The sequence below is a fragment of the Psychromonas sp. MME1 genome (genome assembly GCF_041080865.1).
Lineage (GTDB): Bacteria > Pseudomonadota > Gammaproteobacteria > Enterobacterales > Psychromonadaceae > Psychromonas.
Genome location: NZ_CP160906.1, coordinates 2,396,494 through 2,423,110 on the forward strand (window position 1 = coordinate 2,396,494; position 26,617 = coordinate 2,423,110).

At 40.1% G+C, this 26,617-nt stretch carries 25 protein-coding genes and 1 pseudogene; 11 read left to right on the forward strand and 15 right to left on the reverse strand.

What is annotated here, in order from left to right; all coding sequences use genetic code 11:
* Positions 1-41 precede the first annotated feature (41 nt).
* The 4 genes from dusB (at position 42) to AB2N10_RS10995 (ending at position 2,481) form a co-directional block, all read left to right on the forward strand.
* The gene (gene dusB / locus AB2N10_RS10980) at positions 42-1,001 is read left to right on the forward strand and encodes a tRNA dihydrouridine synthase DusB (RefSeq protein WP_354623628.1); all 960 of its coding nucleotides are present in this window, start codon (positions 42-44) and stop codon (positions 999-1,001) included.
* 27 nt (positions 1,002-1,028) lie between these two features.
* Positions 1,029-1,328 carry a DNA-binding transcriptional regulator Fis gene (fis, locus tag AB2N10_RS10985; RefSeq protein ID WP_354623629.1) on the forward strand — a complete coding sequence of 100 codons (300 nt, stop codon included), beginning with the start codon at positions 1,029-1,031 and terminating at the stop codon, positions 1,326-1,328.
* A 133-nt stretch (positions 1,329-1,461) separates the two neighbouring features.
* Positions 1,462-2,043 (forward strand): YjaG family protein, encoded by a 582-nt coding sequence (locus tag AB2N10_RS10990; RefSeq protein ID WP_354623630.1) that lies wholly within the window; start codon positions 1,462-1,464, stop codon positions 2,041-2,043.
* Between the two features lie 162 nt (positions 2,044-2,205).
* Complete coding sequence (locus AB2N10_RS10995; RefSeq protein WP_354623631.1) at positions 2,206-2,481, forward strand: HU family DNA-binding protein; 276 nt, start codon at positions 2,206-2,208, stop codon at positions 2,479-2,481.
* A 301-nt stretch (positions 2,482-2,782) separates the two neighbouring features.
* On the opposite strand, the gene AB2N10_RS11000 is transcribed toward AB2N10_RS10995, so the two are convergent.
* The 4 genes from AB2N10_RS11000 to AB2N10_RS11015 all read right to left on the reverse strand — a co-directional run bounded on the left by AB2N10_RS11000 (position 2,783) and on the right by AB2N10_RS11015 (position 7,264).
* Positions 2,783-3,904 (reverse strand): zinc-binding dehydrogenase, encoded by a 1,122-nt coding sequence (locus tag AB2N10_RS11000; protein ID WP_354623632.1) that lies wholly within the window; start codon positions 3,902-3,904, stop codon positions 2,783-2,785.
* A gap of 69 nt (positions 3,905-3,973) precedes the next feature.
* Positions 3,974-4,819, reverse strand: coding sequence for a class II fructose-bisphosphate aldolase (locus AB2N10_RS11005; RefSeq protein ID WP_369433840.1), 846 nt, complete (start codon positions 4,817-4,819; stop codon positions 3,974-3,976).
* A 17-nt stretch (positions 4,820-4,836) separates the two neighbouring features.
* Complete coding sequence (locus AB2N10_RS11010) at positions 4,837-6,351, reverse strand: hypothetical protein (RefSeq protein WP_354623635.1); 1,515 nt, start codon at positions 6,349-6,351, stop codon at positions 4,837-4,839.
* A 10-nt stretch (positions 6,352-6,361) separates the two neighbouring features.
* On the reverse strand, positions 6,362-7,264 hold the full coding sequence (locus AB2N10_RS11015) for a carbohydrate kinase family protein (protein ID WP_354623636.1): 903 nt from the start codon (positions 7,262-7,264) through the stop codon (positions 6,362-6,364).
* Positions 7,265-7,535: 271 nt separating this feature from the next.
* Between AB2N10_RS11015 and AB2N10_RS11020 the strand changes: the two genes are divergently transcribed.
* Positions 7,536-8,390 (forward strand): AraC family transcriptional regulator, encoded by an 855-nt coding sequence (locus tag AB2N10_RS11020; RefSeq protein WP_354623637.1) that lies wholly within the window; start codon positions 7,536-7,538, stop codon positions 8,388-8,390.
* Positions 8,391-8,400: 10 nt separating this feature from the next.
* On the opposite strand, the gene AB2N10_RS11025 is transcribed toward AB2N10_RS11020, so the two are convergent.
* The 5 genes and pseudogenes from AB2N10_RS11025 to nudC form a co-directional block, all read right to left on the reverse strand.
* Complete coding sequence (locus AB2N10_RS11025) at positions 8,401-8,895, reverse strand: prepilin-type N-terminal cleavage/methylation domain-containing protein (protein ID WP_354623638.1); 495 nt, start codon at positions 8,893-8,895, stop codon at positions 8,401-8,403.
* A gap of 481 nt (positions 8,896-9,376) precedes the next feature.
* Positions 9,377-10,666, reverse strand: coding sequence for a phosphoribosylamine--glycine ligase (purD, locus tag AB2N10_RS11030; RefSeq protein WP_354623639.1), 1,290 nt, complete (start codon positions 10,664-10,666; stop codon positions 9,377-9,379).
* Between the two features lie 307 nt (positions 10,667-10,973).
* Positions 10,974-12,564, reverse strand: a pseudogene (gene purH, locus AB2N10_RS11035) (bifunctional phosphoribosylaminoimidazolecarboxamide formyltransferase/IMP cyclohydrolase).
* Positions 12,565-12,907: 343 nt separating this feature from the next.
* Positions 12,908-13,972, reverse strand: a complete 1,065-nt coding sequence (gene hemE, locus AB2N10_RS11040; RefSeq protein WP_354623640.1) for a uroporphyrinogen decarboxylase — start codon at positions 13,970-13,972, stop codon at positions 12,908-12,910.
* Positions 13,973-14,067: 95 nt separating this feature from the next.
* Entirely contained in the window at positions 14,068-14,880 is an 813-nt protein-coding gene (nudC, locus tag AB2N10_RS11045; protein WP_354623641.1) for an NAD(+) diphosphatase, read from the reverse strand.
* Between the two features lie 178 nt (positions 14,881-15,058).
* Here nudC and rsd point away from each other — a divergent pair, with 178 nt between their 5' ends.
* Positions 15,059-15,532 carry a sigma D regulator gene (gene rsd / locus AB2N10_RS11050; protein ID WP_354623642.1) on the forward strand — a complete coding sequence of 158 codons (474 nt, stop codon included), beginning with the start codon at positions 15,059-15,061 and terminating at the stop codon, positions 15,530-15,532.
* A gap of 78 nt (positions 15,533-15,610) precedes the next feature.
* Here the strand turns inward: rsd and AB2N10_RS11055 are convergent, their stop codons facing one another.
* Both AB2N10_RS11055 and AB2N10_RS11060 read right to left on the reverse strand, forming a co-directional pair.
* Positions 15,611-15,955: a DUF3802 family protein gene (locus AB2N10_RS11055; protein WP_354623643.1), complete on the reverse strand. Its 345-nt coding sequence runs from the start codon at positions 15,953-15,955 to the stop codon at positions 15,611-15,613.
* Positions 15,956-16,021: 66 nt separating this feature from the next.
* Positions 16,022-17,380, reverse strand: coding sequence for a peptidoglycan DD-metalloendopeptidase family protein (locus tag AB2N10_RS11060; RefSeq protein ID WP_354623644.1), 1,359 nt, complete (start codon positions 17,378-17,380; stop codon positions 16,022-16,024).
* A gap of 242 nt (positions 17,381-17,622) precedes the next feature.
* On the opposite strand from AB2N10_RS11060, the gene metK reads away from it, so the two are divergent.
* Together metK and AB2N10_RS11070 are read left to right on the forward strand one after the other, a co-directional pair.
* Complete coding sequence (gene metK / locus AB2N10_RS11065; RefSeq protein WP_354623645.1) at positions 17,623-18,771, forward strand: methionine adenosyltransferase; 1,149 nt, start codon at positions 17,623-17,625, stop codon at positions 18,769-18,771.
* A gap of 20 nt (positions 18,772-18,791) precedes the next feature.
* On the forward strand, positions 18,792-19,280 hold the full coding sequence (locus AB2N10_RS11070; RefSeq protein ID WP_354623646.1) for a SprT family zinc-dependent metalloprotease: 489 nt from the start codon (positions 18,792-18,794) through the stop codon (positions 19,278-19,280).
* Here AB2N10_RS11070 and AB2N10_RS11075 read toward each other — a convergent pair.
* The 3 genes from AB2N10_RS11075 to AB2N10_RS11085 are packed head-to-tail and all read right to left on the reverse strand — an operon-like array spanning position 19,267 to position 20,880.
* Positions 19,267-20,013 (reverse strand): RNA methyltransferase, encoded by a 747-nt coding sequence (locus tag AB2N10_RS11075; protein WP_354623647.1) that lies wholly within the window; start codon positions 20,011-20,013, stop codon positions 19,267-19,269. The two genes, AB2N10_RS11070 and AB2N10_RS11075, sit on opposite strands and share 14 nt — an antisense overlap.
* A gap of 20 nt (positions 20,014-20,033) precedes the next feature.
* On the reverse strand, positions 20,034-20,501 hold the full coding sequence (gene rimI / locus AB2N10_RS11080; RefSeq protein ID WP_369433841.1) for a ribosomal protein S18-alanine N-acetyltransferase: 468 nt from the start codon (positions 20,499-20,501) through the stop codon (positions 20,034-20,036).
* Positions 20,485-20,880 (reverse strand): DNA polymerase III subunit psi, encoded by a 396-nt coding sequence (locus AB2N10_RS11085; protein WP_354623651.1) that lies wholly within the window; start codon positions 20,878-20,880, stop codon positions 20,485-20,487. Before AB2N10_RS11085 ends, rimI begins: the two co-directional genes overlap by 17 nt.
* A 42-nt stretch (positions 20,881-20,922) precedes the next feature.
* On the opposite strand from AB2N10_RS11085, the gene AB2N10_RS11090 reads away from it, so the two are divergent.
* Positions 20,923-21,057: a hypothetical protein gene (locus AB2N10_RS11090; protein ID WP_354623653.1), complete on the forward strand. Its 135-nt coding sequence runs from the start codon at positions 20,923-20,925 to the stop codon at positions 21,055-21,057.
* A 13-nt stretch (positions 21,058-21,070) separates the two neighbouring features.
* Here AB2N10_RS11090 and AB2N10_RS11095 read toward each other — a convergent pair whose 3' ends face one another.
* Positions 21,071-23,677, reverse strand: a complete 2,607-nt coding sequence (locus AB2N10_RS11095; protein WP_369433842.1) for an AsmA family protein — start codon at positions 23,675-23,677, stop codon at positions 21,071-21,073.
* 354 nt (positions 23,678-24,031) lie between these two features.
* On the opposite strand from AB2N10_RS11095, the gene AB2N10_RS11100 reads away from it, so the two are divergent.
* Both AB2N10_RS11100 and btsR read left to right on the forward strand, forming a co-directional pair.
* Entirely contained in the window at positions 24,032-25,747 is a 1,716-nt protein-coding gene (locus tag AB2N10_RS11100; protein WP_354623655.1) for a sensor histidine kinase, read from the forward strand.
* A complete protein-coding gene (btsR, locus tag AB2N10_RS11105) occupies positions 25,738-26,469 on the forward strand; it encodes a two-component system response regulator BtsR (RefSeq protein ID WP_369433843.1) in 732 nt (243 codons plus the stop codon). The genes AB2N10_RS11100 and btsR overlap by 10 nt, the downstream gene beginning before the upstream one ends.
* Positions 26,470-26,617: the final 148 nt, after the last annotated feature.

Sequence of the window (26,617 nt, forward strand, 5' to 3'; positions counted from 1 at the left end):
TACACTACGCCGCCTTAAGATAGATAGGTTGTTTACTTTATATGCGTATTGGTCAATATCAATTAGATAGCAATATTATTTTAGCGCCAATGGCTGGGGTGACTGATCGCCCTTTTCGTGAACTTTGCCGTTCACAGGGTGCCGGACTTGCTGTTTCGGAGATGCTGTCATCTAATCCACGCGTATGGAATAGCACAAAATCTAAATTAAGAATGGATTACCATGATGAATCTGGCATTCGCTCTGTACAAATAGCGGGCTCTGAGCCTGCTGCAATGGCTGCTACTGCACGCCTATGTGTACAACAAGGCGCCCAGATTGTTGATATTAATATGGGTTGCCCGGCGAAAAAAGTAAATAAGAAGATGGCAGGCTCGGCCTTGCTACCTCACCCTGAACTTGTGCAAGCAATTTTAGAGTGTGTCGTTGATGCCGTTGACGTGCCTGTTACTTTGAAAATTCGCACTGGCTGGGATCCTGAAAATAGAAACGGTCTGGAAATTGCGCAAATAGCACAACAATCAGGTATCCAAGCACTCGCGGTGCATGGTCGTACAAGACAATGTCTGTATAACGGATTTGCTGAGTACGACACCATAAAGAAAATTAAAGAAAATGTAACCATTCCTGTGATTGCCAATGGCGATATCACTTCAGTGGAAAAAGCCAAATTTGTGCTTGAATCAACTGGAGCGGATGCCATTATGATTGGACGAGGTGCACAAGGTGCTCCTTGGATATTCAATGAAATTGACCACTATTTAAAAACAGGGGAGCAAGCTGTTCCACTGAATAAAATAGAAATAAGCGCTATTTTACTGAACCATGTGCAGGCTCTGCATGCGTTTTATGGTGAAGTAATGGGGCCTCGCATTGCTAGGAAGCACGTAGGTTGGTATTTAAAAGAGCAAGATCAGTTAGGTTACTTTAAACGAAAATTTAATGCGATTGATTGCCCTAGCAAGCAGTTAAGCACATTAGAAAATTATCTAAACCATTAGTATTTAATCATTAAAGAGTTTATACCCATGTTTGAACAAAATATTTCTTCAGAAGCACTTACAACGACAACTAGCATTCCTGCAACAGGGCAAATAACTCAACGACCACTTCGCGACTCAGTACGTCAAGCTGTTTCAGGTTACATGGCGAAGCTGAATGGCCAAGATCCAACTGAATTATATGAGCTTGTTTTATCAGAAGTTGAAGCCCCATTTTTAGATATCGTCATGCAATACACTCGTGGAAACCAAACACGTGCAGCGACCATGCTAGGCATTAACCGTGGCACACTACGCAAAAAACTAAAAAAATATGGCATGGGCTGATTTTTCTAGCTACTCAATATACAAAAGCGACTATTATGTCGCTTTTTTTATGCCTGCAGATAAAAAAGTAATAGGAGTTTATTTTAGCTTATCGTAAGCTCTCACTATATCTAACAAGGTAACTAGGAAATGTATGCTTGATTTACCCATCAATAACCAATTAAATAAATTAGCGCCATGGCAACAAACTGTTTTTTGTATGGCGCTTGCAGAGCAAACTCGATTGCATTTCCAACTTTTTTGTGACGCGATTAATAGTGATAACCATCAAATCATCAACAACATTAATCAACTTTTTTGGGAAAAAATGACCGTCAAAGGGGCAAAGGTCAATTTTGCCATTCAGCAGGACCATTTTGAAGAGATCATTCCCAATGTCAGCGACTATGACTTTTATGGTGTCACACCAGCACTTGACCACTGTGTGATTGTCAGCTGCGTATTCAATAGCTTTTTAACTAAATCCACAGATGAAGCACTCAATGCCAGCCAAACAGCCTTCGCAACGATCGCTAGTTTCATCGAATTACAAAGCGGTGAGGAGATTCAACAGAGCGATCTTGAAGCAGAGCCGCTCTTTAAAAACCAACTAGCATTACAGCTAAATATCCTAAAAATGCTCGACGAACAGCGTTCACCTGAGCTAATTAAATCGATAAAAAAAATGGTTTTAGATATTGGAACAACGAGCCTAGGTATTGACTTAGAAGGCTAAAATAGAAAATATTTTGTGATTTTTAACACAGTAAAGACAATTAAAAGTAATATATCGCGTTTTTCCTGTGCTAACTCTTTACTTCGAACAATGAGTTGCAATACATTCATCCATTGTCAGGTAAAACCTACTCTAACTAACTATAAAAATGGAAACTCTAATATGAATAAAACTCAACTTATTGCTGCTGTAGCAGAAAAAGCAGATTTAACTAAAGTGCAAGCTAAAGCAGCACTAGAGCAAATTCTTGCTAGCGTAACTGATAGCCTTAAAGACGGTGAGCCAGTACAATTAATTGGTTTTGGTACATTCAAAGTAAGCCACCGTGCAGCACGTACTGGACGTAACCCACAAACGGGTGAAGATATCCAAATCAAAGCGGCAAACGTACCTGCATTCGTAGCGGGTAAAGCATTAAAAGAGTCTGTTAATAAATAATTTTATTAGCGCCAAAAATTTGATAGGTGAAGTCATTGCTTCACCTTTTTCATATCTATAGATACTCAAACCTTTAAAGCAGAACTACTTTCCCCCCTTAGCCTACCCAAGGGCGCATGAAATAATACCAACTCCGGTAAGTATGTGATCTAAATTTCGCGTAGGAAAATCTAAATCACATACTTACCGGAATTGGTATAAAAAACAAAAGGTGGTGAATTCAGCAATAAACTAACTAATAATTTATTAACATATCTCAATGAGCAAAATTCACCACCTAACGTAACCATTTATATTAATATTAACTATTGAGTGTAATAACTTTAATGCCTTCCATACGTATATTTGTTTCAATTGCTTCACTTAGCTCTTCTAATGGAAAGCTATGTGTCACTAATTTTTCGATGGGTAAACCGATACTTTTAATGCCTTTCATACACTCAATGGCGTTAGGATAATCTTCAGGGCTGTATGCCCATGATCCCACTAGTGTGATCTCTTTATTGCAAATATCAAGGTGCGGATTAATTGCAGCTTCGCCATTATCAACAAAGAAGCCCACTTCACATAACCCACCACCACGTGCGACTAGTTTCAGCGCAGTAGAAGCGGCGGCTGGCGCACCAGTACATTGGAAAGCAAAGGTCGCACCACGACCATTGGTTAACGCATGTACGGCAGCGACTAAATCAGCCCTTTCCGGATACTCGGTAAAATTAATAACCGCTTTTGCGCCAAGCTCTTTAGCGATAGCTAGCCGTTTTTCTTGGCCATCAATGGCAATAATATTTTGTACTCCAAGGGTTTTTAATACTGCGATTACAGATAAACCAATCGGGCCAGCCCCTTGAATGAGAACCGGTGCGGCAAAGTTAATCAACCCCGTTGTTTTGGCTCGCTCAACGGCGTGTACAGCAACTGCAACAGGCTCAATTAAAATACGTTCTTTAACATTAAATTCTGACACATTAAAAAATGTTGATCCTGCTTTTAGTACTAAATATTCACCAAACCAACCATTAAATTTATTGTCTTCCTGTTCACCCATTAACCCATAGCACCCCATGCTTTCACATAAGTTGGTACGTCCTGGTGTAGTTTTACAGGGTTCACACTCACCACAAGGAATAATACTGGTAATTATTTTTGACCCCAGTGAGACAGATTTTCCGACGCTGTCTTTGCTGATATTTTTACCTAATGCAATAATTTCCCCCGTTCCTTCGTGGCCTAATACAATAGGGATAATACCAAACGGGTCGTTACGGTATTCATGTACATCAGTACCGCACACACCACAACCTTCAATTTTAATTAAGATTTCATCATCACCAATTGCAGGCAGTTGATACTCGGCAAATTGAATTTTTTTTAAAGCAATTAATTCAGCCACTTTTGCTTTTTCTGGAATTACGATAGACATGCTTTCATTCTCCATATTCGGCACCTATTCTTGTTTGTTAGATGCCATAAGATTTATATTCATTAACGCCTATTTTACGAGGTGTTTATTCACCGCTTTAAGGCGATCGAGTACAACGGCTTGCACGCGTGGCAACACTTCTTGCATGATCAATGGTGGATAAGCATTGGCTATATCTTTACTGATCTCTTTGTGTGTTTCACGCATGTAAGTTGAGTGGACAATCGTGCCAATATTAATTTTCGCAATACCCATTTTGATCGCTTTTTGAATATCTTCATCGGCAATGCCTGTACCACCATGCAATACCAATGGACATGCAACGGCATTAGCAATCTCTTGTAGGCGTTTAAAGTGAATTTTAGGCGCACTGGTCGTGAAACCATGTGCAGTACCGATCCCCACAGCCATGATGTCAGGACCCGCTTCTTGGTAAAGAGAAACAACATCGGCAACAGAGGCAAGGTAGTCATCTTCTGATTTAACGACCACGTCACGCCCCATGATCTTACCAATTTCAGCCTCAACGGTGACATTGGCGCTACGTGCATAGTCGACCACTGCACGAGTCATAGCGATATTCTCTTTGAGGCTCTGATGTGAGCCATCGATCATGACGGAATCGTAACCATCATCAATCGCTTGCTTACAGAGATCAACGCTCGTGCTGTGATCTAGATGTAGGTAAATTTTGTTGTTAGCGATATGCTCAAAACCATCCACCATCTTACGGCACAAGCGCGTAGTGTTTAATTGCGTGACCGGAGGATAAGTCATTGCCATAAAAGGTAAATCTAATTCATTCGCAGCCAGTGCAACAGCATGTAAATCATAGATATCATTAATATTAAAACCGGCAAGACAGCGTTGTTGCGCACGGTAGTTTTTGAGTAGAGCTGTAAGTGATTGTGACATAGTATATTAACCTTATCTTAGTAATTTAATTTTTTAGGGATGCTACGACCGTAAGTTTTTGCTTCTGTTGGCATTAACTCTTCTACCCCTACCCAGAAATTAAATTCGCGTAAGGTCTCAATGAGGTGACCACGAGCCATCGCCCAGTGATGATCCATGCCGTAATTCATAACTGAATTGGCAATCGATTTTGAACAAATATCTTGCGGTGTAATTTCGCCATAACAACCGCGATATCGCATTGGAGACTCAATAATTTCACCTTCAAAGGCAAACACGGTTGATGCGTGTGGATATTGGTATTTGGCAATAGTAATTGGCCCCGTTTCCTGTAGAAACTCTAACAACATTCCGTAGGATTGCTCAGGATCGTAGTTATCTAAAATACTGTGATTTTTCACATCAAAGGTCGTGCCTTCTCGCATCAACTTAGTTGAGGTACCACCACAGTGCCACATACCAATACTATTTTTATCGTGATCAACAAAAGAGAAGTCCATCAAGGTCGGTAAGCCTTTACTCATGGTTAGCTCATTAAAGACCACCATCGTCAATAGCGCGCCCATATCTGATTCATCGGCAACAGGAATACCGAGATCTTGTACCAAAGCACCCGCGCCATCACCTGCGATGCCATAGTTATCAAAAAGCTCTGGCCAATTTTTCAATGCTATACCAATGTAGTTACCCTGATTACTGTAATCTGCGATGGCCAAAGCTAAGCGAATTGAAAGAAATAGCTCTTTCTCTGACACATTATTTTCATTGAATTTATCTGACACAAGCAACTGCTTAATAAGAGGCTTAACTTGCTCCTCGCTAAAGTTTTTCTCACCATGTAACCAAATAGTTTGCATATCAATGCGATCGACAGCGATACCAAAGTGCTTAGCAATCGACATCTCATTTAATTCACAATCATAAAAACCGGGAACGCGCATACCGCCCACCATTAATATTTTGGCGTGCTTAAGGCGTGCTTTCGCAGAGACTGCATTGATAAATCTACCCAGCGATTCTTCAAGACTTGGCGCACCAGGCTCTTCAAAAATCCAGCTGTATTTGACTTCCATTGATGAAACAATGTTTAACAGGAAGTTTTGTCCGCACAAACGATTTGCCGTTAAGTTTCCACCAGTTACTTCGGTGTGTGACCAACTCAGTAAAGGAATGTCATGTTCAGCTAACCACGTTGCTAAGGCAAGCGCCATATCACCTTGAATATAAGAGGCTTGGTAGATGATTAATGCTTTCATCCCCTGCGCTCTATATGCATCTAATAGCGTGAGCATCTCTTCTTTAGTTTGAATCGGCTCCTCTTCTGCAAGCATTGAATTACTGCTCGAGAAGACATTTTTTACATCATTAATTGCCTGAGCATAAGACTCTTTGGCTTTTGCCCAATCAAAATGTAATTCAAAACCAATACCGATAAAACCGATAGGCACATCTTTACGAGGTACAGCGGGCGTTACTAAGGCTTTCATCGCCTCTTCAAGTACACCAACGCGTTGTGTGAAATCTACTGACATATTGGAATTCCTATTGTGCTTGTTGAATAAAATTGTGTACATCTTGTTCAGATGGGAAAGCGGTACGGCCGCCAAAGTGAGTTGCAACAATCGCAGCAAAGGCAGAAGCAAATTGCATGCGAGCCGAGAGTTCGTAATCTTTCATTAATGCATAAGCATAAGCTGCGTGATAGGCATCACCACACCCAGTGGTATCAACAACTTCGACTTTAAACGCGCTTTGACTGATAACCGAATCACCCTCTGTGGCCCAACTACCATTAGCACCATCGGTGATCACTAGCTGCGCATCTGTAGTGGCCCTGAGTGTATTAATACAATCTTGGATATCTGTTTTAGCGCTCATAAATTGCGCGCACTCAAGTGGCAAAATCACATGAGAACCTAATTTCAGCATGATATTAAGCTGTTCAATATCACCAGCTTCCATATCAACAACGGAGGGGATATTTTGTGCTTTTGCTTGTTTAAGCAACGCAATATTGCCTTCAATATCGTAACCATCCACAAATAACAATTTACTTTGCGCTAACCAAGTTGGATCAATATCTTGTTCAGATAATGCGCGGTACCCCGTGGTCGAGTAAAATACGGTTCGCTCCCCCTGCTTGTCGACTTCAACCAAAGCAGTAGCGGGGACGGCTCGGCTATCGTGAAGCATTAAGCTAGTATCAACATTGCAGCGTTTAAATTCACTTTTAGCAATATCGCTTTGTGCGTTATCACCTAAAAAACCTAAAAAGCCAGTTTTTAAACCTAGTGCAGCCATTCCACAGGCACCATTACCCGCTGGAGCACCACCTTGAATAACAATCTTGTCGACTTGTTGTTTTTTACCCGCTTCATATTGTGCGGGTAATGTGACTAATATATCGATAACATTTAAGCCTGAAACGAGGACATCGTAACTCATGCCTTTCTCCTAAATTGAACTTGGTATTCTCTTTAGTGCTTAAAATAACGATAAAAGTGCAACAAAGCTAAATAGCAAATTATCCGATTTGTGTGCTATTTTTGCATTGTTGTGCTAATTTACTTTGACACTTAATCGCCGTCACATTTTAGATAAAATAAAAATTTGATAGGCGCATCTTGTTAATGCGTATTATTAAATTATTCACATCAATAAAAATCACTCGCTGTGATGATGCTTTAGTTTACTTAAGGATAGGGAGAATGGGCTTATGGAGCCAGTTTTAGAGTATATACCGCTAAACAAAGCCCACTCATTTCATGTTGAAAAGTATCAACAAAAAAGCTTTGACGCGCCTTGGCATTATCATTCTCAGTGGGAGTTAACATACATTATTGAAGGGTCTGGCATGGCCTATGCTGGCAACGCAATTCGCCACTTTGTACCGGGTGAATTAGTATTGTTAAGCCCCAACCTCCCTCATTGCTGGAACAGCAATGTAAATTCAAATGCCAGCGCGACGTCACTCTTTGTGCAGTGGGATAATAACTTGCTCGGAGAGGGATGGTTAACACGTCAGGAGTTTAACGCAATTAAAAAGATGCTCGATAACAGCCATACTGGGATTATTTTTGATTCATCGAATATCGCTGAACTGACCAGTAAATTGATAGGTTTGCAGAAATTACCAGCCTTTGCTCGCCTGATTCAATTTTTAGATTTACTAAACTGTTTGGCGGAAAGCCATTATAAACCGCTGAGTGACAGTGTGGTCGAGTATAAAAATAAGGCTGTCCCTAAACGGATCGAAACCATTCTTGAATATATTGCAGAAAATTATCAACAGAGAATAACAGCCGAGGATATGTCTGTATTAACTAATTTAACCGCAGTTTCTTTCTCTAAATACTTTAAAAAAACCTTTAATAAACCCTTTACCCGTTTTTTAAATGAGTATCGAATTAGTCAGGCCTGTGTATTATTAATTGAAGATGATAATTGTATTGAAGAAATTGCACATCGCTGTGGTTATAACAATATGGCTTTTTTTCATCGCCAATTTAAAGAGGTCATGTTAAAAACACCATTAGGTTATCGGCATGAATTCAGAAAGGTACAATATTAGCCTTCCCTAATTAACAACCACTATCCGTTATTGCGTAGGTAGGTGGATTCGTTGCGGAACTTGCCTGTGTATATTCAAAGTAACATCCATCATCATTAACCTGCCCATTACCATTAGCATCGTAACCGATAAAAGTTGTTGTTATACCTTGGTACTGAATTTCAAAATCATCGGAGAGGTAGACTCGTTTTTCGATATCGGTATTGTCTAAGTAAAACCATTTTAAACGGGTATCAAAATTACCATCCCCCGTGGTATCAACATCGATAAGATCATCTCGATTCGGAACGGGTTGGCTAGCGTAGCTGGGCATTTGCGATTTTATAAGCATGAAATTATTGGCAGTTTTAACACTCTCTTTAATTTGCTTGAGCACTTGTATACGTGATTCAGAAGAGAGATTGACCATTTTAGGTAGCGCAACGGCAGCAAGAATACCAATGATAACAATCACGACAACCAATTCAACTAAGGTAAAACCATTTACTTTTGTTTTTAAACGCATTTTTATCACTAATTCCATTTGAGCTTGGCGACATGATAAATTAATAACTCAATTTTTGTCTATTATAAAAAGCAAAAAATGCGCTCTCTCGGCTATTTTTATATCAACAGTGAAAAAATGCGCAACATGGGCAATGGTGAATTTGAATAGAGATAAAAGTTTGGGATATACAAATATTAAAGTTGTTAATTGAGTGGAAATTATACCAATCGGATTAGTATGTGATCTAAATTTTGCGCAGGAAAATGGCTTAATTTGAGGCGTAAGTTGACGAAAATAGGTTGTTCCCTTTGCGAAACTTACAACATAAAAGTAAGTTATTTTAACCAGTAAAATAGATCAGCTATTTATTCCGATTGGTATTAACAGTTCAACTTTCCCGGCCAACTAAATATGAATTAATATTTCAGACAAAAAAAATCCGATATAGTCAATGCCACATCGGATTATAAAAAAGCAACATTATTAAATAGAATATAACCTATTTATCTTGCTCGCGGGCAATAGCGCGGTAGGCAATATCATTACGATAGAACATGCCATCCCAACTAATTTGCTTAGCAAGCTGATAGGCTTTTTCCTGCGCTTCGGTCACAGTGTTACCTAAAGCTGTCGCACAAAGTACACGTCCACCATTAGTCACAACTTGCCCATCTTTTTCACTAGTGCCAGCATGGAAGACCTTCAGACCTTCGCTCTCTTGCGTTGGTAAACCAGAAATAACCTGACCTTTACTGTAATCACCAGGGTAACCACCTGCGGCTAATACCACGCCAATTGCAGCGCGCTCATCGAACTCTGCGACCATACCGTCTAATTCACCGTTAACACCCGCTAAACAGAGGGTCACGATATCTGACTTCATACGTAACATGATAGGTTGCGTTTCTGGATCACCAAAACGGCAGTTATACTCAATCACTTTAGGTGTGCCATCGGCCATGATCATAAGACCCGCATACAAGAACCCAGTATAAGTATTGCCTTCAGCAGCCATCCCTTTAACCGTTGGGTTAATGACCAAGTCCATCACACGCTTATGCATTTCAGGGGTTACAACGGGAGCTGGAGAATAAGCGCCCATTCCGCCCGTATTTGGCCCTGTGTCACCATCACCTACACGTTTGTGATCTTGACTCGTTGCCATCGGCACAACGTTCTCACCATCGACCATAACGATAAATGAAGCTTCTTCACCATCTAAAAATTCTTCGACAACAACACGATGTCCCGCTTCACCAAAGGCATTACCAGCAAGCATATCTTGAATGGCATCTTCAGCTTCTTGTAACGTCATTGCCACAATAACGCCTTTACCAGCGGCAAGGCCATCTGCTTTAATAACAATCGGCGCACCTTTTTCACGCACATAGGCAAGCGCTGGCTCTATTTCTGTGAAGTTTTGATACCAAGCCGTTGGGATATTATGACGCGCTAAAAAGTCTTTAGTGAAAGCTTTCGACCCTTCTAATTGCGCAGCCCCTTTAGTTGGACCAAAACAAGCAAGGTTAGCCGCACGAAATGCATCAACAACCCCAATCACTAATGGGGCTTCTGGGCCAACAATGGTTAATTCAACATGGTTTTCTTGAGCAAAGGCAACTAACGCATCAATATCTTCAACGCCGATATTAACATTCGTCACTTTATCTTCTAAAGCGCTGCCCGCATTACCCGGTGCAACAAAAATATGGTTAACTTGTTTATTTTGCGCCGCTTTCCACGCTAATGCATGCTCACGACCACCACTACCAATAATTAATACATTCATTCTTAACAAATCCTTCAATAAATAGATATTATACCAATAGGAATAAATATCTGATCTATTTTACTGGTTAAAATAACTTACTTTTATGTTGTAAGTTTCGCAAAGGGAACAACCATTTGCGTCAACTTACGCCTCAAATTAAGCCATTTTCCTGCGCAAAATTTAGATCACATACTTAATCCGATTGGTATTAATTGGAATTTCTCAACGGCGGTTGCTTCGAGGTCAAGGAAAAAGCGCGCAGCTTACTCTAGTAAGTGAGCACTTTTGACGCTGAGATCGAAACAACAGACTAAGAGAAAACCAATTAATGGCGGAAGTGACGCATTCCCGTGAATACCATTGCCATACCATGCTCATCTGCTGCGGCGATAACTTCATCATCACGCATCGAGCCACCTGGTTGGATAACACAGGTGATGCCGGCTTCAGCTGCTGCATCGATACCATCACGGAATGGAAAACGCATCCGATGCCATTACCGAACCTTCTACAACCAGATTCTCATCGGCAGCTTTGATACCAGCAACTTTCGCGCTGTAAACACGGCTCATTTGTCCAGCACCAACACCAATAGTGGTACAATTTTTTACATAAACGATAGCATTTGATTTAACAAATTTAGCGACTTTCCAGCTAAATAGTAGATCTTTTAATTCTGCTTCCGTTGGTTGACGTTTCGTCACCACTTGCAAATCATCTAGGCCGACCATACCTTGATCGCGATCTTGTACCAATAAACCACCATTCACACGTTTAATATCAAACTCAGTGGTTTTACTCGCCCATTCACCGCACTCTAGTAGACGTAAGTTTTTCTTCGCAGCAACAATTTGTGCCGCTTCAGAGCTCACTTTAGGGGCAATAATCACTTCCACAAATTGACGAGAAACAATCGCTTCGGCAGTATCTGCATCCAATTCACGGTTGAAGGCAATAATGCCACCGAAGGCAGAAGTTGGATCGGTCTTATAAGCACCTTCATAGGCATCTAGGATATTATCACCGATTGCCACACCACAAGGGTTAGCATGTTTAACGATCACACAAGCTGGCTCTGCAAACTCTTTAACACACTCAAGGGCGGCGTCAGTATCGGCAATGTTGTTATAAGATAACGCTTTACCTTGCAGTTGTGTTGCGGTTGCAACGGATGCTTCTTGGATATTAGTCTCAACATAAAATGCAGCATCTTGATGACCATTTTCACCGTAACGCATATCTTGTTTTTTGTTGAATTGCATGTTGAAAGTACGTGGGAATTTAGACTCTTCATCACCTTCTTTATTTTCGCCGTAACTTGGTACCATAGTACCAAAGTAGTTAGCAATCATGCCGTCATATTGAGCAGTATGCTCATAGGCAGCAATCGCTAAATCAAAACGCGTTTTGTAAAGTAAACTGCCGTCATTTTCATTCATTTCATCAAGAATACGCGAGTAATCACTTGCATTAACGACGATTGCCACATCTTTATGGTTTTTAGCCGCAGCGCGAACCATCGTTGGACCGCCAATATCAATATTTTCAATTGCATCTTCTAAAGAACAATCTAGGCGAGCCACGGTTTGTGCAAATGGATAAAGATTCACCACAACCATATCAATGGCAATAATGTCATTTTCTGACATGATCGCTTCATCAATACCACGACGTGCAAGAATACCGCCATGAATTTTTGGATGAAGGGTTTTAACACGCCCGTCCATCATCTCAGGAAAACCAGTATAATCAGATACTTCCGTTACTTTTATGCCATGATCAGCAAGTAGTTTACAGGTTCCACCCGTAGAGAGAATATCGACGCCTTTGGCCGCTAACTCTCTTGCAAACTCAACAATGCCAGATTTATCTGAAACACTTAATAACGCTCGTTTAATCGGTCGGCTACTTTCCATTTTATTACTCATTCCTCGGTTGATGAATTAATAAGCAAAACCATGCATTGGTTTTTCAACTTATAAAAAAATTCTTTGGACTAGGATCGCTATTCTACCCGAAAACGATGGCAATTTGAGCGTTTATAATGAAAAAAATTCGCTTTTTATTGTGTCGTGATACTGACTACTTAAGTTGCGCTTTAAAATGGTATTTTCCTAGCAATTTATAATGGGCATTTATAACGAGTGCAAGGCTGTAAATAGGGGGATGGCAATGGTTAGATTGTAACAAAAGAGTAATCGATAACGTTAAGCGGTAACAATGCCGTTACCAAAACAAATGGTAACGGCTATCAAAAGATTAAAGGTGGTAAGGCTGACTCAATTCATGCACGGCATCGACAAATACTTTGGCATTTTCTGGTGGAACATCCAAATGAATACCATGCCCTAAATTAAATACGTGGCCACTGCCATTGCCAAAACCTTTTAAAATTTCAGCAACTTCTTGACGGATGCGTTGTGGGGATGCATATAACATGGATGGATCCATATTGCCTTGTAGCGCAACACGAGAACCAACTCTTGCTTTAGCTTCAGCCATATCAATAGTCCAGTCAAGGCCAATACCATCACACCCAGTATCTGCGATAGACTCTAACCACTGCCCACCATTTTTAGTAAACAAGGTAACCGGTATTTTTTTGCCTTCATAATTTCTTATCAAGCCCGCAACGATTTTCGCCATATATTGTAGTGAAAAATCTTTATAATCTCGCGGTGACAAAACGCCGCCCCAAGTATCAAAAATCATCACTGACTGTGCGCCAGCCGCTATTTGACCATTTAAATAGGCGATAACAGAATCGGCTAATTTATCTAGCAGGGTATGTAATATTTGTGGCTCAGAAAATGCCATTTTTTTAATTTTAGTAAATGCCTTAGAGCTTCCCCCTTCCACCATGTAAGTCGCTAATGTCCACGGACTACCTGAAAAACCAATCAGTGGAACTTCACCTTTTAACTCACGACGGATGGTGCGCACCGCGTTCATAACGTACTGCAATTCACCTTCAGGATCTGGCATGATTAAATGGTCGACATCTTTTTTACAACGAATAGGGCGTTCGAATTTAGGCCCCTCTCCCTCTGAAAAATAGAGCCCCAGCCCCATCGCATCAGGAATCGTTAATATATCTGAAAATAAAATAGCGGCATCGAGTTCAAAACGGCGTAATGGTTGCAATGTCACTTCACAGGCAAGATCAGCATTGCGACATAGCGACATGAAATCGCCAGCTTCTGCTCGTGTTGCTTTATATTCAGGCAAATATCTCCCCGCTTGGCGCATCATCCAAACAGGTGTTTTATCGACAGGTTGCTTTAATAACGCACGAATATAGCGATCATTTTTTAATTCAGTCATACAACTTTTATTCCATTATAAAATTGGATTTAATATTTTCGAGATGTTAACACTTTTAACATCTTTTTTTACAAAAAATCAAGAAATCGATAACGCTAATCAATATCCGTAATTATCTTTGTAATTAATTTTCTTGCTAACGTCCCTGTATTAGGTAGTTCAGGCAAATTATCAATATCGTACCAGTCAGCACTACAAAGCTCTTTAGGGTCAATATTAATGTCACCTGAAGCATAATCTGCTATATATCCAACCATTAATGAATGGGGAAAAGGCCAAGGTTGACTGGTGACATATTGAATGTTTTTAATTTTTATTCCCGACTCCTCATAAACTTCACGTTCTACGCAAGTTTCGAGTGTTTCCCCTGCTTCAACAAACCCGGCCAAGACCGTATAAACAGGGTTGTTATCATTCTTATGACGTTGATGCAGGGCTAATAAAATCTGTTTTTGTTTACGAATGCCAACAATAATACACGGAGAAACGCGAGGATAACAACGGTGTTCGCAGTGATAACACTTCATGGCAATTTCCCAATGAATCGCACTCATCTTTTCACCACAATGGCCACAATATTGGTGGGTTTTATAAAAATGCGCAACCTGAAATGCCCTCCCTGCTATATCAAACAAAAGATCATCAACTCGCCCAAGCAGGAAGCGTAAATTCGAATATTCACCTAGGCCAACATCTAATTTTTCCTGAAGATGAACTAAATAGCATGGACTAGACTGATAGCTGCCGATATTGACTCTATCAGCAACGAGTTGTTCTGAAAATGGCAAATCATCAAGATTTCCATAGGGGATAAAATCGCCCTGTGGCTGTAAAATAATTTCATTATGAGCAACAATAAACCACCATGCATTTTGCTGATAATCTATCTTTGATTTAACTGGTTTCATCTCCCCTCCCCTTGACGAATTTAACTCAATTAGTGCCTGCTAAATTTTAACAGGTAGCAGCTTACATCACAGTTATACAGGAAGATTATCATGATATTCAAATTGAAGTTGACGCTAACTTAATTTTTGTTTACTTTCGCTGTTAAAACTTATTACATAATCTATTTAAGGCTGTCATATGCTAACCAAATTAGAACAAGCAAAAGAAGAATGGGGTGGCACACTTGCAGTTATTGATAAGTGGCTTGAAGAGCGCCAAAGCTTAGTTGTTTTATATTGCGAACTAGCGGGATTACCGCCTTATCAGCAAGAGACTCGTAGCTTACCTACACAAGAGAAAATAACGCAATTTTGTCAAATGTTACTCGACTATGCATCGAAGGGCCATTTTGAAATTTACGAGCAAATTATTCTGCAATGTAAATTAGATGGTGAAGAAAATTTAAAAATTGCTCAAGAGCTCTATTCGCGCATCACCACGACGACGGATACGGCATTAAATTTCAATGATAAATATGCAGAAGCAAAGGGTGATAAAAACTTACTCGACTTTGACCAAGATTTGTCGGAATTAGGCCAAGTTATGGAGAGCCGTTTTGAGCGTGAAGACCAACTACTTGAAGTGGTACATTTACACCACACGCTTGCCTAGCTGTTGTTCATATAAGCAAAAACCAATCTTTTCTACATTGGTTTTTGCTCTTCCGTTCAATAATAACCGACCTGCTACCTAAGGCAAATCCATTACCTGCGAATCTAAACTATTTTTTATCAATAAAAAATACTCTTTGATAAAATCAATCTGCGTTCTGTTGGCTGGCTTATTCCAACGTTGTCCTAATATTTGTTCTAGGTCATCAACCAACTTATCGCCTTCTGCAACCACAGTGAGGCGCGTTTCATTACTCAAGTGCGGTTGCTGTTGGCAAAAGCATAACAACATATCAACGACTTGATCTGAGACGATATCTGCGATGATATCACCTTCCTCTGAATTAATTTGACCTTCAAAAATATCTAGGTTGTCAGCAAAATAACCAACACATGCCTTGTAAGCATCACTTTCTAATAACATAATGATCTACCCTGAAATTAATGATTGCTATATAAAATAATAGTACGACTTAAGCAACTCGTGCAATTAAATGGATGCTAAACCCAACTCTTTTAAAAATAGGTCTCTTCGTTGCTCAAATACCTTCATCTGTTTTTTAGGTACCTCTTGAGATAACGGTAAATCGACACGCATAGCATCAACGGGTCTGTTGTAGACATGGAATTCGTAATGCAAATGAGGTCCGGTTGAACGGCCTGTATTACCACTTTTAGCAACTAACTCTCCCATTTTAACATGCTGCCCTTTATGCACATATATTTTACTTAAATGTAAAAAGCGCGTGGTGTATTTACGTCCAAGTTTTATCACCACATAGTTACCAGCAGCAGCATGATACCCCACTCGCTCGACAACGCCATCGCCAATTGAGTAGACTTTTGTACCAGTTGGCACGGCAAAATCGGTACCATTATGGGGTCTGACTTTTTTCGTTACAGGGTGTAAACGTTTTGGATTAAAGTTGGAGCTAATACGATATTTTTGCTTAAGTGGTACACGTTTATAAGCTTTATTCAAACCGCGTCCCTGTTGATCGTAATAACGCCCATCTTCATTAAGGAATGCCGTATAGGTTTGTCGACGGGTGTTGATGATAACCGCTAGCACTTCACTATCTAAGCTATACTGACCATCGATATACTGCTTAGATACCAACACATTAAAGGTATCTCCTGCTTGCAGCTGACGGCGAAAATCAATCCGGTCCTGTAGTGCATCTGATATCTGTTGAATCTGCCCTGAGGTCAGCCCTGCATCTATTGCATTATTATAAAAACTACCTGTTATTGACCCTTCATATGAACTATTTTGCCACTCACCTTGTTTCGTTTCTAACAGGGCAACATACTCATTATCCTTAAGTGTAAAGGTCAATGTATTAGCCAGATCAATAATGACCTTCAAAGCCATTAATTTATTATCAGGCGAAATTAGTAAGTAAATTTGCTGACCAGGTAATAAGTTATCTAAACGTAAATACTGTCTATCGACCTCAAGGAGTTCTTGTAGTAATGCCGCTGACAACCCCTCTTTTTCAAATATCGCACTAAGTGTATCGCCCTTTTCTATTTCAATTTGTACTTCTCTATAACCGAGCGGATTTGGCAGTGTATCAACATATTCCGCAGCCACTCCTTCAGCGGGCTCTAAACTTGCCTTGGTTTGTAATTTTGTTGAGCTAGGCTCGGCAACATTTTGACTAATAGATGGCAATTTCAATTGTCTTTTAATACTTTTGTCTTTAACCCTTTGCATCGGCATAAAAGAAATGACCAATAAAAAAACAAACAATATAATTAAAGCAAAAAAATGTTTTTTTGGTAAGTTATTGATAAATGAAACAAATGAAAGTAAAAATGCTTTTAGGCGGATAAAAAAAGTCATATATAGAACTCAAGAGCTAAAATGAATACAGCCGAAATAGAAAAATGAGGCGCTAGTATATACCCATGATACTTCAAGATGCAAAGTCAACAAGAAAAAGTGTCGGCGTAAAATAACCAAGCGCTTCATCCTATTCGTGAAGTTAAATAAAAGGGTGTTTTTCATCACAGAAAAATGTATTATAGACGTCTAGATGTAAAAACATCTAAAATAATTACACTCATCTCATTTTAGGAGTCCATATGTCACGTGACTTATTCACTTCAGAATCCGTTTCTGAAGGTCATCCAGATAAAATCGCCGATCAAATTTCCGATGCGGTACTTGATGCCATTTTAAAACAAGATAAAAAAGCACGTGTTGCCTGTGAAACCTATGTCAAAACAGGTATGGTGATGGTGGGTGGTGAAATCACTACCGATGCATGGGTTGATATTGAAGAGATCACTCGTAACACGGTACGTGATATTGGTTACACCAGCTCTGAAATGGGATTTGATGCCGATTCTTGTGCAGTCCTTAACGTAGTGGGTAAACAGTCGCCTGATATTAATCAAGGTGTTGATCGTAGTGATCCACATGAGCAAGGAGCCGGCGATCAGGGACTTATGTTTGGTTATGCAACCAATGAAACAGAAGTCTATATGCCAGCCCCTATCACTTATGCTCACCGTTTAGTGAAACGCCAAGCAGAAGTTCGCAAAAATCAAACATTGCCATGGCTGCGTCCTGACGCAAAAAGCCAAGTAACCTTTGCCTATGATAATGGCAAAATTGTTGGTATCGATGCCGTCGTATTATCCACACAGCACTCTGAAGGTATTAAGCAATCTGATTTGATTGAAGCGGTAATGGAAGAGATCATCAAACCTGTATTACCAGCAGATCTATTAACAGAGCAGACTAAATACTTCATAAACCCAACGGGTCGTTTTGTTATTGGTGGCCCTGTTGGCGACTGTGGTTTAACTGGACGTAAAATTATCGTTGATACTTACGGTGGTACTGCGCGACATGGCGGCGGTGCATTCTCTGGTAAAGATCCTTCTAAGGTTGACCGTAGTGCTGCTTATGCTGCACGTTATGTTGCCAAGAATATCGTTGCGGCTGGTCTTGCGGATCGTTGTGAAATACAAGTTTCCTATGCTATTGGTGTTGCAGAGCCGACCTCAATTAGTGTTGAGACTTTCGGCACAGAAAAAGTGAAGAAAGAGCTGATCATTCAACTTATCCGTGAACATTTTGATTTACGCCCATACGGGTTAATCGAAATGTTAGATCTTATCCAGCCAATTTACCAAGCGACGGCAGCCTATGGTCACTTTGGTCGAAATGAGTTTCCTTGGGAAGCACTGAATAAAGTTGAAGATCTGAAAGCTGCCGCATTTTAAGAGAGATAACCAACTCTTTTATGGTCAGTAACGAAGATAAAAAAGCACTGCAAGTTAAAGGTGAAACATGTTTCATTTTAGCTGAGTGCTTTTTTAATCGCTCTTTTCAGCGCCCAAGTTACCTCTTTAATCAACGAGGAAAGAGCGCAGCAACGGCACATCTACAGCGTAATTTAATTAAATTCAACGCGATCCTTTATCAACAAAATAAAGAAACCTTTTTACAACAGGTCGTCGCCCACGAAGTCGCTCATCTAATTGTTTATCAATGCTACGGTAAGGTTCGTCCGCACGGTAAAGAGTGGCAAAAGGTGATGCGTGATGTATTCCACTGCCCACCTCACACGACTCACTCATTAGATATAAGCGATGTGGTTGGTCAACAATTTACTTATCAATGTCAATGCAGCAGCCATCAACTCAGCATACGCCGCCATAATAAAGTATTAAAAGGGGGTCAATATCTATGTACCCGTTGTAAAACCCTATTAACAGCTAAGAACGCTTAAAATTGTCTAAAATAATCCCCGTTGCCATAGCAACATTTAATGATTCCGCCATGCCAAAGTTCGGGATAGTGATTTTATCACTAATAAACTCTCCGACCTCATCGGAAATACCATGTGACTCGCTGCCCATGACAATAAAAGCACTATCAGCCAGTTGAGCTTGATGAATATTCTCCCCCTCTAAAAAGGCACCATAAATAGGCCGATTTTGCTGACTTAAGTATGCTGACAATGGGGTATGACTAACCTGAACTCGCGCAAAGGATCCCATCGTCGCTGCAATCACTTTTGGGTTATAAAAATCAGCACACTCGGGACTACATACAATGCGTTTAATGCCATACCAATCCGCAACCCGTATTATCGTGCCAAGGTTGCCAGGATCACCAACTTGGTCAAGGACTAAAATCAATTCATGCTTACCAATAATTGGGACTTCGTGGGTTTTACATTCGGCAACGGCAACAACACTATTATTGGATATCAGTGTACCAGCCTTACTTAGCTCATTTTCAGTCGCTGCAAAGATAATATTTAGTAGACCTTTTTCTGCGAGTAATGCACTATTTTTATTAATGTAGCTAGCGGTTGCAAAAATAGACTCTATTGTGAAATCAGAGGCCATTAATTCGGCAACATTTTTCTCCCCTTGTACTAAGAACAAACCATGTTTTTTGCGTTGTTTTTTTAACTCAAGCGCTTGTATAAGTTTTAACTGATTTTTAGATAACATATTAATATTCCATCTTATCGCTATAGGTAACAACACATAATAAGTGCATCTTCACGGCCATTTTCGCAGGGATAATAGTCTTTACGTCGATCAACCTCGACAAATCCAGCTTGACTATACAGCGATAGTGCATTGAGGTTCGATTCGCGTACCTCTAACCAAATTTCTTGCTCATCTTTTTGCCTTGCATGATCGAGCAAGAATTGTAATAACTTCCTCCCTAGACCACGACCTTGATTTGTAGGTGAAATGGCAATATTCATTAAGGTGACTTCGCCAGCAACGGAACTGGCGACAAAAAAACCGACCACCTGACCATTTTCTAATAAGAGATGATTAAAATAACGTTTACCAAAATTACTTAAAAATAGATTTTTTGACCAAGGGTGACTATGACAACGGCATTCAATGAGATGCACTGCTTCAATGTCAGCCAACCCCATCGGGAGAATATCCAGCTCACTGTTTTGATTATTTTTTAAAGGCACAAAATTGCTTCCATAGGGATTTTTTATGGTGTGGATTATTGGCTAACTGAGACACCGGTACAGAATTTAACACTTTATGCCCATAGGGCTGGTTAATTTTACCCAAGGTTGACCAAATATATTCGGGTAAGACACCCTGTTGGGCTTCAAATTCAGCCATTGAACAATGATAAACTTGCTCGGGGGAAAATTGAAATGCTTTTAATATATTCCCCATTAATGGATGCGCAAACTCAGCCTCTTCTATTAAGATCAGCAGTGCATAACGGCTTAAATCGACATTTTTTTTGCCTGCTTCACAGGCAAACAATTCGGGCTTACGTACTTGCCAACGAGTGATCCCCATCTCTTGCAAGTAAACTGCTTTTTGATGTTGCATAATAGCAATCCGTCTTTATTCACCTAAAAAAGCAAATATAGCATGAATAAATGCCAAGCGAGTAAACAATCAATTTCACGAGTGCTGTTTTATAAACACCTCGCCAAGGCGTATTTTGAAGATATAACCAATAGTTATCGTGAGCGACCGATATATCAACAACGCCGCTCACGCTAACAATAAACAACTATTACTGGGTCGCTGCAGGCGGTGCAATTGCTTTGCTCTTCTCATTTGCTTTGCCTGATTTTCCAAGTGCAGTTAAACAAGGGTGTTTATCTTCTATCACTGACTCTACTAATTTTTGTGCTAAGTAAGAAGTACCTAAGGTAAGTATTGCTGCACCAATAGTCGCCCCTGTTTTCGTTGCCCCGGCAATATCGAGAATCGGTTTAGGGTTCGCTAACGTCCCGCCTAAACCAACACTGCGAGTAAGGTCACCCGCATCAATAGCAGCAAAACCTACACTGTGGGAGCTAATTTGAAAACCTAATCCCTCTGTTTTCAAATCGATCTCGCCACTACCTACAATAACCGTTTTATTACTTTTCAATGCAATGCTCTTATCCGCTAAAGCATGGCCATCTTTTATATCAAAACGGACAACGCCACACTCTAATAAGGAGCCCTGTGTTTTACTTTCCGTTGGAGCAAGCGCTGAAATAAGTGATGCAATCATATCGCCAGCAATTAAATCCATAGTACCATTAGCCAATTTAGCCTGGCCAATATCAAGAATCGTTTCACCATTCAATCCCGCCATTATCTCGCTAATTGAATCACCACTCCCCTGCAGCGCAATATGAACTTTAGAATCACCACCACTGATGTGCTCCTTCAATTTATCAAATTTACCCAACTCTAATTTATCGGAGTCAAGATTAACCATCAATAGAGGTTTGCCTTGGCTTGGTGATGCATCTAAAAGCAACTCCCCCTTAATAGTACCTCCTTGCAACTGCGCTTGTAGTGGTTTTACTAACAATTTGCTGTTATTCAGGTTGACGACAAATTTAAGATCTTTGATAACCTCACTCGGCAGCTCTAGTCGACCAATACTATAATCAATATTCGCATTAAGTGAACTTAATGACTGCAAAGGTAAAGGTGTACTAGGAAACACTTTATCACTTTTAACCGCGACAACGGGTTGCTTCTCTTGTTCTGTCACTGGGTCATTTTGAAATGGTTTTAAGTCAAGGAGATTACTCATTATTGTTGCTGAAATAGCGATAGGTTGTTTTCTCTCAATGGTGATAGCCCCTTTTAAATCAATATTATCAAGCTTAAGGTCAAGCTCTGATATTTTATAATCGCTAGGCGAGGTATTCAACTTTGCTTTCAAGTTAACAGGGCCCACCTGAGGCAGTTCGGTTTGACCTAATGCACCTAACTCTGCAAGATCGGTTGCAACTAACTCAAGATTGATCTCATCACCTTGCCCGGGTGATTTTTGCGAAATCTCCCCGTCGGCATCAAGACGGATTTTATTTAAATCAGCATTGACTTTAAACTGGTAAAAGCCCCCAATACTGGAGGCTTTACCAGCCACTTCAATAGGGCCCATACTCGGCAGTTCAGTGTTAGCCAACTTGCCCAATGGTTGTAGATCCGGCCCTTTTACAAGAAAGTTGATGTTATCACCTTTACCATCAAATTTTTGCGAAACCTGACCATCGGCATCGACTTTTATATCGTCAACGGTGGTGTTTAATTTAAACAGATACGCTCCATTAGCACTTGCCACTTTAGCGTTAATATCAACGGGGCCCATATCGGCTAGTTCTAGGTTAGCGAGTTTACCTAGTTGTTGTAAATTGGGCCCTGTTATTTGAAGGTTAATCGCATCGCCTTGACCATCGAGTGATTGTGCAACTTGGCCATCGCTATGCACGTTAATTTGGTCAATATCCCCCTTTAAGGTAAAACGATAAAAACCATTTTCAGTGATCGTGTTACCGGCTACTTTGATGGTATCGATCTTCGGCATTGCATACCCAGTGAGTTGAGTAATATCGTTAAGATCGGGCGTATCAATAGCAAAATCAATATTTAACAGCGGCATTTTGCTCGTTAGCGGTAATGCTACGTCTCCCTGCAATTGGGTATTAAAATCCCCCAGTTTTCCACGAAGATCCATCTTGAAAGGTTTCCCAACAAGCAGAGCATGTATTAATGAAGTCGATCCATTTAGAGCAACATCAACACCTTTATATTTTGCTGCAATATCCCACTCTTGCAAACCATCGACAATATGATTTACATGCAGTTTGTCTACCACTAATTGGAGTTCTTTTTCTGCATGATTTTTTATGGAAATATGGCTATTTTGCAATAGGGCTTGATGTAACAGTATCTCCGTTTGTACTCCTGAAGAGGGGTGCTGAGTCGTCTCTTTTTTGGCTTCACCGAGTTCCCAGTTACTGACTCCCTGTGCATTGGTTTCTATTAACATATCGAGGTCGCTCACGGATAATTCCGTCACTTCGATTTTATTCGATAATAGTGGGATGAATTTTAACGCTAATACTGCTTCACCCGCCTTAAGCATATCGGCTTGACTTCCCCATGACGCATTCTGAATATGTACATCACGTAATAACATATAAGGCGTTAATGAAACAACCAGCTGCATATCCCCATTAATTTTTACATTTCGTCCTAAAATCTCGGTAAATTGATTTTCAATGAGAGTGCGATGTTCGCTAAGCTCAACACGGTTGAGCCATGCAATCATCGCCGTGATGAGAACTAAAAAAGCAATAAGAATAAAGCATAAATATTTAACTATTTTCATATAATTCATCCATTAAGAATATGAGCACAATCTGAAGTTTCATATAAAGAGAAGTAAATCAATCCGTTACTAATGCGGATCATACTGTAACAAATGCGTCACGCATACAGATCATTTACAGGCAAACGTGTTTAGTATAGTGCGATAACCAATTTTTTATTATCGCATATGAATAAATTCTTTAACTAAAGTGGCTTAATATTTGATTTATATTGGTAAGCAGAAGCAAAACCGCACCACTGTATTAGTTAATAGTTAGCAAAATGAGGATATGATCCCAGTAATATAAGCGCTATTTTGCCAAACTCAATCTGACTTATCACAACCACTCAATAGCGCCTTAAAGGTTTTTTGATGCAACTGATTATATCCTTATTACAACAGCTTAGCGTGTACTTAGTGATTGCCTATCTATTAAGTAAAACGCCACTTTTTATGCCATTAACAACGGTTTCAGGACATTTATCGCAGCGCATCACCTGTTATATCATTTTTAGTTTATTCTGTATTTTAGGCACCTATTTTGGTTTGACCATTGAAAATGCTATCGCCAATACTCGTGCCATTGGTGCCGTCATGGGGGGATTATTAGGCGGGCCAATCGTTGGTTTTTTTGTCGGCTTAACGGGTGGTGTGCATCGTTATACGATGGGAGGTTTTACCGATACCGCCTGTGCGATTTCCACTACGGCGGAAGGATTACTGGGTGGTTTCGTGCATAGCTATTATGTTCGCCGTGGCTTGGTCGATAAAATCTTCACCCCTTACATTGTTTTCATCGTACTGTTAGTTGCAGAAGTGATGCAGATGGTGATTATATTAGTGATTGCCTCCCCCTTTGAGGATGCACTCCATTTAGTACAATCTATTGCACTGCCGATGATTATTGCTAACTCAATCGGTGCGGCTCTGTTTATGAGTATTATTCAAGATAGAAAAGCGATCTACGAAAAATACTCTGCTGCTTTTTCCAATAAAGCCCTTAAAATTGCAGAACGATCCGTGGGTAAACTAAGTAGTGGATTTAATCAACAAAGCACCAAAGAGATCGCACAAATTATTTACGAAGAGACGGGGGTGGGTGCGGTTTCGATTACAGATAGAGAGAAAATCCTCGCTTTTATTGGTATCGGTGCCGATCACCATCTGCCAGGTACTCCTATTTCATCCGCCTATACCAAACAAGCGATTGAAAATGGTGAATTAATCTATGCCGATGGTTATGAAATTCCATACCAATGTTCACTACACCCTAAATGTAAATTAGGATCGGCACTCATTATCCCGCTCATGGAAGATGAAAATAGTGTATTAGGCACCATAAAACTCTATGAACCTAAGCAAAAATTGTTTTCGACCATTAATCGAACACTCGGTGAAGGGTTGGCAAAATTGCTATCTAACCAGATATTAACAGGCCGCTATATAGAACAGCAAAGCTTATTAGCACAGGCTGAATTGCGTTTATTACAAGCGCAAGTTAATCCTCACTTCTTATTTAACGCCCTCAACACTATCAGTGCTATTATTCGCCATGATCCCAATAAAGCCCGTGAACTCATTCAACATCTGTCACAATTCTTTAGACGCAATTTGAAACAAAATATTAAGTCAGTCACTATTCGCGAGGAGTTAGCTCATATCAATGCTTATCTCGAAGTAGAGCTCGCTCGTTTTTCTGATAAGTTACATGTGCAATTTTCCATCGATGATGCATTACTGGATATTGAAGTGCCGACATTCACTCTACAACCACTCGTTGAAAATGCCATCAAACATGGAACATCGACTCTATTATCGGACGCTTGCATTATTATTAGAGGCGAAATCATCAGCCACAACGCAGAAAAACTCGTGAAACTACAGGTGATAGACAATGCAGGAACCTATCAACTAAAAGAGAATGACAGCGGGCTGGGATCGCAAATTGTCGACAAACGTTTAAAAAATCGTTTTGGTAATGCCTATGGCTTAACAATGCATTGCCAAACGGGTATCAGCACGACGGCTGAAATATTGTTTCCCCTTCCTCTAATAAGCAATAACGGAGATAAACAGCCATGTTGTTAAAAGCAATCGTCATTGATGATGAGCACTATGCACGCGAAGAGCTAATTGCTTTACTGAATGAAACGGGACAAGTAGAAGTTGTCGCTTCCTGTGAAAATGCCATTACCGGATTACAAAAAATACATAGTTTAAAACCGGATGTCGTTTTCTTAGATATTCAAATGCCACAGATAACAGGTCTGGAAATGCTAAGTATGCTTGACCATGAAACAATGCCAATGATGGTGTTTGTCTCCGCCTACAATCAACACGCATTACAGGCCTTTGAAGAAAACGCCTTTGATTATATTTTAAAACCCGTAGAACCTAGCCGATTAGCGAAAACAATAAAAAACCTACATGCCATCACCGTAAAAAAAGACTACAGCCAATTAGTACAAGATAAGCTAGAACTAATCCCCTGTATGGGCTACAACCGAATTCTATTGTTAAAAGCACAGGACATTGAACTCGCCTATTCCAATCAATCCGGTGTACATATCGTTAGTCATGAAACTAACAAAAACAACCAAACGACAACCTGTTCACTCAGCTTAAAAGTACTTGAAGAAAAAACCTGCTTGCTACGCTGCCATCGCCAATATTTAATTAATACCAATATGATACGAGAAATAAAATTACTGGATAACTCATTGGCTGAAATTATCACTCATAATGGCGCTGTTGCCCCCGTGAGTCGCCGCTACTTAAAAACATTAAAGGATAGATTAGGGCTCTCTTAGCCCTCATCTCAGCAAGTCAAAAAACCACTTAATATCGCTATCAGCCACTTAAATTGCTATATGGCCACTGCCTTTTTTTCAAGGTGACTCTAATTTCTATGCGCGTAAAGTGCTAACTACAAAACTAATAAGTCACTTTTATTAACGT